Source organism: Streptomyces griseosporeus, from assembly GCF_014656055.1.
In the GTDB taxonomy this organism is placed as follows: domain Bacteria; phylum Actinomycetota; class Actinomycetes; order Streptomycetales; family Streptomycetaceae; genus Streptomyces; species Streptomyces griseosporeus.
The window spans coordinates 61826-73562 of the sequence record NZ_BNBR01000009.1; the positions used below are offsets into that span (position 1 = coordinate 61826).

General features: G+C 74.4%; 8 protein-coding genes. 7 read left to right on the plus strand and 1 reads right to left on the minus strand.

Annotated elements, in window-relative coordinates; all coding sequences use genetic code 11:
* Positions 1–33: 33 nt before the first annotated feature.
* From IE308_RS33685 to cobI, 7 genes are read left to right on the plus strand one after another with little or no spacing between them, the layout of a single operon-like run.
* Positions 34–975 (plus strand): cobalamin biosynthesis protein, encoded by a 942-nt coding sequence (locus tag IE308_RS33685; protein ID WP_190220796.1) that lies wholly within the window; start codon positions 34–36, stop codon positions 973–975.
* The gene (locus tag IE308_RS33690; protein WP_190220797.1) at positions 972–2480 is read left to right on the plus strand and encodes a cobyric acid synthase; all 1509 of its coding nucleotides are present in this window, start codon (positions 972–974) and stop codon (positions 2478–2480) included. The genes IE308_RS33685 and IE308_RS33690 overlap by 4 nt, the downstream gene beginning before the upstream one ends.
* On the plus strand, positions 2477–6127 hold the full coding sequence (gene cobN / locus IE308_RS33695; protein ID WP_190220798.1) for a cobaltochelatase subunit CobN: 3651 nt from the start codon (positions 2477–2479) through the stop codon (positions 6125–6127). Before IE308_RS33690 ends, cobN begins: the two co-directional genes overlap by 4 nt.
* On the plus strand, positions 6124–8121 hold the full coding sequence (locus IE308_RS33700; protein ID WP_190220799.1) for a putative cobaltochelatase: 1998 nt from the start codon (positions 6124–6126) through the stop codon (positions 8119–8121). Before cobN ends, IE308_RS33700 begins: the two co-directional genes overlap by 4 nt.
* Positions 8121–8720 carry a cob(I)yrinic acid a,c-diamide adenosyltransferase gene (cobO, locus tag IE308_RS33705; RefSeq protein WP_110627268.1) on the plus strand — a complete coding sequence of 200 codons (600 nt, stop codon included), beginning with the start codon at positions 8121–8123 and terminating at the stop codon, positions 8718–8720. Before IE308_RS33700 ends, cobO begins: the two co-directional genes overlap by 1 nt.
* Positions 8720–10183: a cobyrinic acid a,c-diamide synthase CobB gene (locus tag IE308_RS33710; RefSeq protein ID WP_190220800.1), complete on the plus strand. Its 1464-nt coding sequence runs from the start codon at positions 8720–8722 to the stop codon at positions 10181–10183. The genes cobO and IE308_RS33710 overlap by 1 nt, the downstream gene beginning before the upstream one ends.
* The gene (gene cobI / locus IE308_RS33715; protein ID WP_373314658.1) at positions 10168–10914 is read left to right on the plus strand and encodes a precorrin-2 C(20)-methyltransferase; all 747 of its coding nucleotides are present in this window, start codon (positions 10168–10170) and stop codon (positions 10912–10914) included. The genes IE308_RS33710 and cobI overlap by 16 nt, the downstream gene beginning before the upstream one ends.
* Positions 10915–10970: 56 nt before the next feature.
* Here the strand turns inward: cobI and IE308_RS33720 are convergent, their stop codons facing one another.
* Positions 10971–11699, minus strand: a complete 729-nt coding sequence (locus tag IE308_RS33720; protein WP_110627270.1) for a ZIP family metal transporter — start codon at positions 11697–11699, stop codon at positions 10971–10973.
* Between the last annotated feature and the right edge of the window lie 38 nt (positions 11700–11737).

An 11737-nucleotide genomic window follows, 5' to 3' on the forward strand; every position in this document is an offset into this window, starting at 1 on the left:
GGCTCGCCACCGCCCCCGCGGCCGGCTGAGCCCATGCGTGCCGAACGTGTCTTCGCGTACGGCGCCGCCACCGGCCTCCTCGGCGACCTGCTCCTCGGCGACCCGCGCCGCGGGCACCCGGTCGCCGCGTTCGGCCGGGCCGCGGCCGCCGTCGAACGCGTCCTGTACCGCGACCACCGCGGCCGAGGCGCGCTGCACACCGCCGTGTGCGCCGGTGGCGCCGTCGCGCTGGGCGCGCTCGCGGCGCGTGCCGTACGCCGCTCCCCCGCCGCCTCCGTCGCGCTGACCGCGGCCGCCACCTGGTCCGTCGTGGGCGGCACATCGCTCGCCCGCGAGGCGGGGACCATCGGCCGGGCGCTGGAGGACGGCGACGTGGAGGCCGCGCGGGCCCGGCTGCCGCATCTGTGCGGGCGGGATCCGCAGGCGCTGGACGCCGACGGCATCGCCCGCGCGGTGGTGGAGTCCGTCGCCGAGAACACCTCCGACGCCGTCGTCGGCGCGCTGGTGTGGGGGGCGCTCGGCGGGGTGCCGGGGCTGCTGGGCTTCCGGGCCGTCAACACGCTGGACGCCATGGTCGGTCACAGGTCGCGCCGCTACCGGCGGTTCGGCTGGGCCTCCGCCCGGCTCGACGACCTCGCCGGGTGGCCGGGGGCCCGGCTGACCGCCGTACTGGCCACGCTCGCCGGGCCGGATCCGCGCGGTGCCGTGCGGGCGTGGCGGGCCGACGCCCACCGGCATCCCAGTCCCAACGCGGGCCCGGTGGAGGCCTCTTTCGCGGGGGCGCTCGGGGTGCGGCTCGGCGGGACGCTGTCGTACGGGGGGCGCGTGGAGCACCGGCCCGTGCTGAACCTTCAGGGGCGCGCGGTCGCCCCGCACGACATCGGCCGGGCGGTACGGCTGTCCCGGCGCGTGAGCTGGCTGGCGCTCGGCGTGTGCGCGGGCGCACGCCTGTTCAGGAAGGGGCGTAAGGCATGAACGGCGGGCTTCTCGTCGCCGGCACCACCTCCGACGCCGGCAAGAGCGTCGTCACCGCCGGGATCTGCCGGTGGCTGGTGCGGCAGGGCGTGAAGGTGGCGCCCTTCAAGGCGCAGAACATGTCCCTGAACTCGTTCGTGACGCGCGAGGGCGCCGAGATCGGGCGGGCGCAGGCCATGCAGGCGCAGGCGTGCCGCATCGAGCCGACCGCGCAGATGAACCCCGTGCTGCTCAAGCCCGGTGGCGAGCAGAGCAGCCAGGTCGTGCTGCTCGGCAAGCCGGTCGGTGAGCTGAGCGCCCGCGGCTACCACGGCGGACGGCAGCAGAAGCTGCTGGGCACGGTGCTGGAGTGCCTGGCCGAGTTGCGGGGCACGTATGACGCGGTGATCTGTGAGGGGGCGGGCAGTCCGGCGGAGATCAACCTGCGGCGGACCGACATCGTGAACATGGGGATCGCGCGGGGCGCGCGGCTGCCGGTGCTCGTCGTCGGCGACATCGACCGCGGCGGCGTCTTCGCCTCCTTCTTCGGCACGGTCGCCCTGCTCTCGCCCGAGGACCAGGAGTTGGTCGCCGGGTTCCTCGTCAACAAGTTCCGCGGCGACGTGTCCCTGCTGGAGCCGGGCCTGGACATGCTGAAGGACCTCACCGGGCGGCCCACGTACGGCGTGCTGCCCTTCCGGCACGGGCTCGGCATCGACGAGGAGGACGGACTGCGGGTGTCCCTGCGCGGCACGGTCCGCGAGTCGAACGTCTCCCCGCCCGTCGGTGAGGACGTGCTGCGGGTCGCCGTCTGCGCGATCCCGCTGATGTCCAACTTCACCGACGTCGACGCGCTCGCCGCCGAACCCGGCGTGGTCGTGCGGTTCGTGGACCGGCCGGAGGAACTGGTCGACGCGGACCTGGTGGTGATCCCGGGGACGCGCGGCACGGTCCGCGCGCTGGAGTGGCTGCGCGAACGCGGCCTGGCGGACGCGCTGGTGCGCAGGGCCGCCGAGGGCCGCCCGGTCCTCGGCATCTGCGGCGGCTTCCAGATCCTCGGCGAGCACATCGAGGACGAGGTGGAGAGCCGGCGCGGGCACGTCGACGGGCTCGGCGTGCTGCCGGTGCGGGTGCGGTTCGCCCGCGAGAAGACCCTCACACGGCCGCGGGGCGAGGCGCTCGGCGAGCACGTCGAGGGCTACGAGATCCACCACGGCGTCGCCGACGTCATGGGCGGTGAGCCCTTCCTGGACGGCTGCCGCGTCGGGCAGACCTGGGGCACGCACTGGCACGGCTCACTGGAGTCGGACGGCTTCCGGCGTGCCTTCCTGCGCGAGGTGGCCGCCGCCGCGGGCCGCCGCTTCGTCCCGGCGCCCGGCACCTCGTTCGCCGCGCTGCGCGAGGAGCAGCTCGACCGGCTCGGCGACCTGATCGAACAGCACGCGGACACGGACGCGCTGTGGCGGCTCATCGAGTCGGGCGCGCCGCAAGGACTGCCTTTCATTCCACCGGGAGCGCCCGCATGAGCACAGTGTTGTTGTTGTCGACCGCCGACACGGACCTGCTGGCGGCCCGCGCCTCCGGCGCCGACTACCGCATCGGCAACCCCACCCGGGTGGACGTCGGCGAGGAGCTGCCGCGGCTGCTGGACGGCGCCGACGTCGCCGTCGTGCGGCTGCTGGGCGGCAAGCGCGCCTGGGAGGACGGGCTCGCCGCGCTGAAGGCGTCCGGCGTGCCGACCGTGCTGCTGGGCGGCGAGGCCGTGCCGGACGCGGAGCTGATGGCCGAGTCGAGCGTGCCCGCGGGCGTGGTCGCGGAGGCGCTGAAGTACCTGGTGGAGGGCGGCCCCGCCAACCTGCTGGAGCTGTCCCGGTTCCTGTCGGACACCGTGCTGCTGACCGGCGAGGGCTTCGAGGAGCCGCGGAAGATGCCGGAGTTCGGCGTCCACGGTTCGTACGAGATCCGGGACGGCCGTCCGACCGTCGGCGTGCTCTTCTACCGCGCCCACGAACTGAGCGGCAACACCGCCTTCGTGGACACGCTGTGCGAGGCGATCGAGGCGCAGGGCGCCAACGCGCTGCCGGTGTACTGCGGTTCGCTGCGCGGTGCGGACGCGGGGCTGTACGAGATCCTCGGCGGGGCCGACGCGCTCGTCGCCACCGTCCTCGCGGCGGGCGGCACGCACGCCTCGCAGGCCTCGGCCGGCGGCGACGAGGAGTCCTGGGACATCGGCGCGCTCGCCGACCTGAACCTTCCCGTGCTCCAGGGCCTCTGCCTGACCTCCTCCAAGAGCGCCTGGCAGGACTCGGACGCCGCGCTGTCCCCGATGGACGCGGCGATGCAGGTCGCCATCCCGGAGTTCGACGGCCGTCTGATCACCGTGCCGTTCTCCTTCAAGGAGCAGGGCCCGGACGACGTGCCGGTGTACGTCGCCGACCCGGAGCGGGCCGCGCGCGTGGCCGGCATCGCGGTGCGGCACGCCCGGCTGAAGCACAAGCCGAACGCCGAGAAGAAGATCGCGCTGGTCTTCACCGCGTACCCGACCAAGCACTCCCGCGTCGGCAACGCGGTCGGCCTGGACACGCCCGCCTCGGCGGTCCGCGTGCTCGACGCGCTGCGGGATGCCGGGTACGGCGTCGAGGGGTACCCCGACAACGGCGACGAGCTGATCCACCGGCTGATCGAGGCCGGCGGCCACGACGTCGAGTGGCTGACCGAGGAGCAGCTGGCGGCGGCGCCCGCGCGGGTGCCGCTCGCGGACTACCGGGCGTGGTTCGAGAAGCTGGACCCGGAGCTGCGCGAGGCGATGACCGAGGCGTGGGGCGAGCCGCCGGGCTCCCTGTACGTCGACGGCGACGACATCGTGCTGGCGTCCCTGCAGTTCGGGAACGTCGTGGTGATGATCCAGCCGCCGCGCGGCTTCGGCGAGAACCCGATCGCGATCTACCACGACCCGGACATGCCGCCGTCCCACCACTACATGGCGGCCTACCGCTGGCTGGACAACAGCTTCGGCGCCGACGCGATCGTGCACATGGGCAAGCACGGCACGATGGAGTGGCTGCCGGGCAAGGGCCTCGGGCTCAGCGGCGGCTGCGCGCCGGACGCGGTCCTCGGCGACCTGCCGCTGGTCTACCCGTTCATCGTCAACGACCCCGGCGAGGGCACCCAGGCCAAGCGGCGCGGGCACGCCACGGTCGTCGACCACCTGGTGCCGCCGATGGCGCGTGCCGACACCTACGGCGACCTGGCCAAGCTGGAGCAGCTCCTCGACGAGTACGCGCTCGTCTCCGACCTGGACCCGGCGAAGGCGCCGGCCGTGCGCGCGCAGATCTGGACGCTGGTGAAGGCGGCCGAGCTGCACCACGACCTGCACGTGGACGAGCAGCCGGACGACGAAGAGTTCGACGAGTTCGTCATGCACATCGACGGCTATCTGTGCGAGATCAAGGACGTGCAGATCCGCGACGGCCTGCACATCCTGGGCGGCGGCCCGGTCGGTGAGCCGCGCGTCAACCTGGTGCTCGCCGTGCTGCGCGCCGCGCAGGTGTGGGGTGGTCAGGCGAACGCGCTGCCGGGTCTGCGGGCGTGCCTGGCCGCGCACTTCGGCCTGGTGGAGAAGGAGCTGCTCGCCGAGCCGGGCACCCCGGTGAAGGTGCCGGTGGAGCTGACGGACCTGGTGGAGGGCCCGGCGCGGACCGCCGCCGACGCGATCGACCTGCTGGAGCAGCTGTGCCGGCGGGTCGCGGAGGGCATGGAGGCCCGGGAGTGGGCGGCGGACGCGGTGCCCGCGCTGGTGCGGGAGGTCCTCGGGACCGAACTCCCGGACGCCGTCGCGGTGCTGGAGTTCGCCTGCCAGGAGGTCGTACCGCGCCTCGCCCGCACCACGGACGAGATCGGGCACATCCTGCGTGCCCTGGACGGCGGTTACGTCCCGGCCGGCCCCTCCGGCTCCCCGACCCGCGGCCTGGTCAACGTGCTGCCGACCGGCCGGAACTTCTACTCCGTCGACCCCAAGGCGATCCCCTCGCGGCTCAGCTGGGAGGTCGGGCAGTCGCTGGCCGACTCGCTGGTGCAGCGGTACCTGGCCGACACCGGCGACTACCCGAAGTCGGTGGGCCTGACCGTCTGGGGCACGTCCGCGATGCGCACCCAGGGCGACGACATCGCCGAGATCCTGGCGCTGCTGGGCTGCCGCCCCGTCTGGGACGAGGCCTCGCGCCGGGTGACGGGCTTCGAGGTGGTGCCGCTGGAGGAGCTGGGCCGGCCGCGCATCGACGTCACGGTCCGTATCTCCGGCTTCTTCCGGGACGCGTTCCCGCACGTCGTCGGGCTGATCGACGACGCGGTGCGGGCGGTGGCCGAGCTGGACGAGCCGGCCGACCGGAACTATGTCCGGGCGCACGTCGACGAGGACAGCGCCGAGCACGGCGACCGGCGGCGCGCGACCGCCCGTATCTTCGGCTCCAAGCCGGGGGCGTACGGCGCCGGTCTGCTGCCGCTGATCGACGCCCGCAACTGGCGCTCCGACGCGGACCTCGCCGAGGTGTACGCCGTGTGGGGCGGCTACGCCTACGGGCGCGGGCTCGACGGGCGGGCGGCGCGCGGGGACATGGAGACGGCGTTCAAGCGGATCGCCGTCGCCGCGAAGAACGTGGACACGCGCGAGCACGACCTCGTCGACGCCGACGACTACTTCCAGTACCACGGCGGCATGGTCGCCATGGTGCGGCACCTGACCGGCGCCAACCCCGAAGCGTACGTAGGCGACTCGGCGACGCCGGACCAGGTGAAGACGCGGACGCTGGGCGAGGAGACGCACCGCGTGTTCCGGGCCCGCGTGGTCAACCCGCGCTGGATGGCGGCCATGCGCCGGCACGGCTACAAGGGCGCCTTCGAGATGGCGGCGACCGTGGACTACCTGTTCGGCTACGACGCCACGGCGGGCGTGGTCGACGACTGGATGTACGAGAAGCTGAGCGCGGAGTACGTGTTCGACCCGGAGAACCGGGACTTCATGAAGAAGTCCAACCCGTGGGCGCTGCGCGGCATCACCGAGCGGCTGCTGGAGGCCGCCGACCGCGGCCTGTGGGCGGAGCCGGACACGGAGACGCTGGAGCGGCTGCGCGCCACCTACCTGGAGCTCGAAGGCGACCTGGAGGGCGACCAGTGACCACCCCCTTTCCCTTCACGGCCGTGGTCGGCCAGGACGACCTGCGGCTCGCGCTGCTGCTGAACGCCGTCTCCCCGGCCGTCGGCGGCGTGCTCGTGCGCGGTGAGAAGGGCACCGCCAAGTCCACCGCCGTGCGGGCGCTGTCGGCGCTGCTGCCGGAGGTGGCCGTGGTGCCCGGCTGCCGCTTCTCCTGCGACCCGGCCGCGCCCGACCCGGGCTGCCCGGACGGGCCGCACGAAGCGGGCAACGGCGTGGACCGTCCCGCCCGGATGGTCGAGCTGCCCGTCGGCGCGTCCGAGGACCGGCTGGTCGGCGCGCTCGACATCGAGCGGGCACTCGCCGAGGGCGTGAAGGCGTTCGAGCCGGGCCTGCTGGCCGAGGCGCACCGCGGGATCCTCTACGTCGACGAGGTCAACCTCCTCCACGACCACCTGGTCGACCTGCTGCTGGACGCGGCGGCGATGGGTGCGTCGTACGTGGAGCGCGAGGGTGTCTCCGTACGGCACGCGGCGCGGTTCCTGCTCGTCGGGACCATGAACCCCGAGGAGGGCGAGCTGCGGCCGCAGCTGCTCGACCGGTTCGGGCTGACCGTCGAGGTGGCCGCCTCGCGCGAGCCCGACCAGCGGGTGGAGGTCGTCAAGCGGCGGCTGGCGTACGACGCCGACCCCGCCGCCTTCGCCGCCCGCTGGGCCGAGGAGGAGGCCGCGGTACGGCAGCGCATCGCGGCGGCGCGGGCGCTGCTGCCGCAGGTGCGGCTCGGCGACGGCGCGCTGCGGCAGATCGCGGCGACCTGCGCGGCCTTCGAGGTGGACGGCATGCGCGCGGACATCGTGATGGCGCGTACGGCGACCGCGCTCGCGGCGTGGGCGGGGCGGACGGACGTGCTCGCGGAGGACGTGCGGCAGGCGGCGCTGCTGGCGCTGCCGCACCGGCGGCGCCGCAATCCGTTCGACGCGCCCGGTCTGGACGAGGACAAGCTGGACCAGACGCTGGAGGAGTTCTCCGGCGAGTCCCCCGACGACGATCCCGGCCCCGACGGCGGCGGTGGCGGCGGAGGCGGTCAGCCCGCGCCGGACGCCGGTCCGCAGGGCGGGGACACCGGGGCGCGGCCCGAGGAGGGCGAGGGCGGGCAGCCCCAGCCGTCCGGCGCTCAGGAGCAGCCGGCCGCACGTGCCTCGGAGCCCTTTCGCACCAAGGCGCTGAGCGTGCCCGGCATCGGCGAGGGCGCGGCCGGGCGGCGCTCGCGGGCGCGCACCGAGCACGGGCGCACCACGGGGGCCCGCCGGCCCCAGGGCGCGCTGACCAAGCTGCACCTGGCGGCGACCGTGCACGCCGCGGCTCCGCACCAGCGGGCGCGGGGCCGGTCCGGGCCGGGTCTGGTGATCCGCCGGGACGACCTGCGGCAGGCGGCACGCGAGGGGCGTGAGGGCAACCTCGTGCTGTTCGTGGTGGACGCCTCCGGGTCGATGGCGGCGCGGCAGCGGATGAGCGCGGTGAAGGGTGCCGTGCTGTCGCTGCTGCTCGACGCCTACCAGCGGCGGGACAAGGTGGGGCTGGTGACCTTCCGGGGCTCCGCCGCCGACGTGGCGCTGCCGCCGACCTCGTCCGTGGACGCGGCGGCGGCCCGGCTGGAGTCGCTGCCGACCGGGGGCCGTACGCCGCTGGCGGCCGGGCTGCTCAAGGCGCACGAGGTGCTGCGCGTGGAGCGGCTGCGGGACCCGGCGCGGCGGGCGCTGGTGGTCGTGGTGACCGACGGGCGGGCGACGGGCGGCCCCGAGCCGGTGGCGCTCGCCTCCCGTGCGGCCCGGCTGTTCGCCGCCGAGGGCATCGCCTCCGTGGTCGTGGACTGCGAGTCGGGGCCCGTGCGGCTGGGGCTCGCGGGGCAGCTCGCCGCCGATCTCGGCGGTACGGCGGTCACGCTCGACGAGCTGCGGGCCGACTCGATCGCCGGGCTGGTCAAGGACGTTCAGGGTGCGAGCAGGAGGGCCGCGTAATGCCTCAGGGACAGCCGAGTGTCATCCCCGACGACGGACTGACGACCCGTCAGCGGCGCAACCGGCCGCTCGTCGTCGTGCACACCGGGATCGGCAAGGGCAAGTCGACGGCGGCCTTCGGGCTCGCGCTGCGCGCCTGGAACCAGGGCTGGCCGATCGGGGTGTTCCAGTTCGTCAAGTCGGCGAAGTGGAAGGTCGGCGAGGAGAACGCGCTGCGGGTCCTCGGCGCCTCGGGTGAGGGCGGGACCGTCGCCTGGCACAAGATGGGCGAGGGCTGGTCGTGGGTCCAGCGCGACGCCCAGATGGACAACGAGGAGAAGGCCCGCGAGGGCTGGGAGCAGGTCAAGCGCGACCTGGCCGCCGAGACGTACAAGCTGTACGTGCTGGACGAGTTCGCCTACCCCATGCACTGGGGGTGGGTCGACACCGACGAGGTGATCTCCGTGCTGCGGGACCGGCCGGGCACCCAGCACGTCGTCATCACCGGGCGGAACGCGCCGGAGAAGCTGGTGGACTTCGCCGACCTGGTCACCGACATGTCCAAGGTCAAGCATCCGATGGACGCCGGGCAGAAGGGCCAGAGGGGCATCGAGTGGTGATGTCCGTTCCCCGGCTGGTCGTCGCCGCGCCCTCGTCGGGCAGCGGCAAGACCACCGTCGCCACGGGGCTGATGGCCGCGTTCGCCGCGCGGGGGCTCGCCGTGTCCCCGCACAAGGTGGGCCCGGACTACATCGACCCCGGGTACCACGCGCTGGCCACCGGGCGCGTGGGGCGCAACCTCGACGCGTACCTGTGCGGGCCGGAGCTGGTCGCTCCGCTGTTCCTGCACGGGGCGCGGGGCTGCGACCTGGCCGTGGTGGAGGGCGTGATGGGGCTGTACGACGGTGCCGCGGGGCAGGGTGAACTGGCGTCCACCGCGCATGTCGCCAAGCTGCTGGGGGCGCCGGTCGTGCTCGTCGTCGACGCGTCGTCGCAGTCGCGGTCGGTGGCGGCGCTGGTGCACGGGTTCGCGTCGTGGGACCCGGAGGTGCGGGTCGGGGGCGTGATCCTCAACAAGGTCGGGTCCGACCGGCACGAGGCGCTGCTGCGGGAGGCGCTGGAGTCGGCCGGGGTGCCGGTGCTGGGGGTGCTGCGGCGGGCCGCGCCCGTGGCTACGCCGTCCCGGCATCTGGGGCTGGTTCCCGTTGCCGAACGGCAGGGGGATGCGGTGGAGGCCGTGGCGGCGATGGCTGCGCTGGTCGCCGACGGGTGTGATCTGGCCGCGTTGGAGGCGCTTGCGCGGAGCGCGGGTGCCGTACCAGGGGGCTCCGCCCCCTGGACCCCCGGTTTCCCACCCACCCACCCGTCTCGGCCAACTGAGAAGTCCCCCTCCGGGGCATCCGGCGCTCGGCCAGCTGGAGAGTTCCCCAGTGCTGCGCCGTCCGGGGCTCGGCCGACTGACACGTCCGCCGGTGCGCCCGCCCCCGTCGTCGCCCTCGCCGGTGGGCCCGCCTTCACCTTCTCCTACGCCGAGCACACCGAGCTGCTCGCCGCCGCCGGGGCCCAGGTCGTCACCTTCGATCCGCTGCGGGACGAGCAGTTGCCCGACGGCACCGCCGGGCTCGTCGTCGGGGGCGGGTTCCCCGAGGTGTACGCCGGTGAGCTGTCGGCCAACGAGCCGTTGCGGAAGGCGATCGGGGAGCTGGCCCGCTCCGGCGCGCCCGTGGCCGCCGAGTGCGCCGGGCTGCTGTACCTGTGCCGGGAGCTGGACGGGCAGCCGATGTGCGGGGTGCTGGACGCCACCGCGCGGATGACGGAACGGCTGACCCTCGGCTACCGGGACGCCGTGGCGGTCGGGGACAGTGTGCTCGCGCCGGCCGGGACGCGGATGCGCGGGCACGAGTTCCACCGCACGGTCGTCGAGCCGGGCGCCGGGGCGGCTCCCGCCTGGGGCGTCACCGCTCCCGCGCGGCGGGTCGAAGGTTTCGTACAGCAGGGCGTGCACGCGAGTTATCTGCACACGCACTGGGCGTCCGAGCCCGGTGTCGCCCGTCGGTTCGTGGAGAGGTGCCGGACGTCATGAGCAGCATCAGGTTGGTCGGGGTCGGCGTGGGGCCCGGTGATCCGGAGCTGGTCACCGTCAAGGGCGTCAACGCGCTGCGCGCCGCCGAGGTCGTCGTCGTGCCCGTGATGGACACCGGTGAGCGGGGGCGGGCCGAGGCGACGGTGCTGCACTACGTGGAGCCGGAGAAGGTCGTCCGGGTGGTGTTCGCGCTGAACGAGCGGAGCGACCGGGCGCGTCGGGAGGCCGCCTGGGACGCCGCCGGGGAGCGGGTCGCCGAGCTGCTGAAGGAGCGCGGCTCGGTGGCGTTCGCGACCATCGGCGACCCGAACGTGTACTCGACCTTCACGTATCTCGCGCAGACCATCGCCGAGCTGGTGCCGGGCGTGGTCGTGGAGACCGTGCCGGGGATCACCGCCATGCAGGACCTGGCGGCCCGTTCGGGTGCCGTGCTGACCGAGGGCACCGAGCCGCTGACGCTGGTGCCGGTGACGGCCGGGTCGGCCGTGCTGAAGGAGGCGCTGGACGGGCCGGGCACGGTGGTGGCGTACAAGTTCGGGCGGCAGGCCGCCGAGGTGGCCGAGGCGCTGCGGGAGACCGGGCGGATCGGGGACGCCGTGTGGGGGTCGGCGCTGGGGCTGCCGGAGGAGTCGATCCGGCCGGCCGCCGAGCTGGACGGGGCCGCGCTGCCGTATCTGTCGACGCTGATCGCGCCCGCGCGGCGGGACGGCGGGCGGGGCGGGAAGCTGTGACACCGCCCCCGGCACACCTGGCGCCCCCGGCACACCCGGCGCCCCCGGCGCACGGCTCACCCCGTGGCGCCGACCACCAGCCAGATGAACGCCACGCCCGCGACCGTGCACAGCAGGGTCGAGCGGGCGGGGTGTTCGTGGTGGGCCTCGGGCAGGATCTCGGCGGCGGCCAGGTACAGCAGGACGCCGCCGAACAGGCCGAGATAGCCGCCGAGGACGCCCTCCGGGATGTGCACGAACGCGGACGCGGCGGCTCCGGCGACCGGGGCGACCGCGTCGGCGAACAGCATCGCGTACGCCTTGCGGCGGGCGTTGCCGTACAGGCTGGTCAGGGTGAACGTGTTGAAGCCGTCCGCGAAGTCGTGGGCGATGACGGCGAGCGCCACGGCCGTGCCCATGCCTCCGCCCACCTGGAAGGACGCGCCGATCGCCACGCCGTCCATCGCGCTGTGCCCGACCATCGCCGCGGCGGCCGTCAGGCCCACCTCGGGCGCCCGGTGGTCGTGTTCGTCGCCGCCGTGCGCGGCGCGGCGGGCGGCCAGCAGGCGTTCCACCAGATGGGCCAGCAGGAAGCCCGCCACGAACAGCAGGAGCGCGGCCGGGACGCCGTGGATCTCGCGGTCCGCCGCCCGCAGGGCCTCCGGCAGCAGGTCCAGGCCGACCACGCCGAGCATCAGCCCGCCGGCCAGGCCCAGCACCAGATGGCGGCGGTCGGTCACACGCTGTGCCGTCCAGCCGCCGGCCAGCGTCATCAGGAACGCGCCCAGCGCGACGAAGACCGCCATACGCCCTTGCTATCGGATGAAGCCGCCCGCGCGCACGT

What these genes read in the sequence shown, in the direction of transcription:
- IE308_RS33685 (WP_190220796.1), top strand. Translation starts at nt 34, where the DNA reads ATGCGTGCCGAACGTGTCTTCGCGTACGGCGCCGCCACCGGCCTCCTC.
- IE308_RS33690 (WP_190220797.1), top strand. Translation starts at nt 972, where the DNA reads ATGAACGGCGGGCTTCTCGTCGCCGGCACCACCTCCGACGCCGGCAAG.
- cobN (WP_190220798.1), top strand. Translation starts at nt 2,477, where the DNA reads ATGAGCACAGTGTTGTTGTTGTCGACCGCCGACACGGACCTGCTGGCG.
- cobO (WP_110627268.1), top strand. Translation starts at nt 8,121, where the DNA reads ATGCCTCAGGGACAGCCGAGTGTCATCCCCGACGACGGACTGACGACC.
- IE308_RS33710 (WP_190220800.1), top strand. Translation starts at nt 8,720, where the DNA reads ATGTCCGTTCCCCGGCTGGTCGTCGCCGCGCCCTCGTCGGGCAGCGGC.
- IE308_RS33720 (WP_110627270.1), bottom strand. Translation starts at nt 11,699, where the DNA reads ATGGCGGTCTTCGTCGCGCTGGGCGCGTTCCTGATGACGCTGGCCGGC.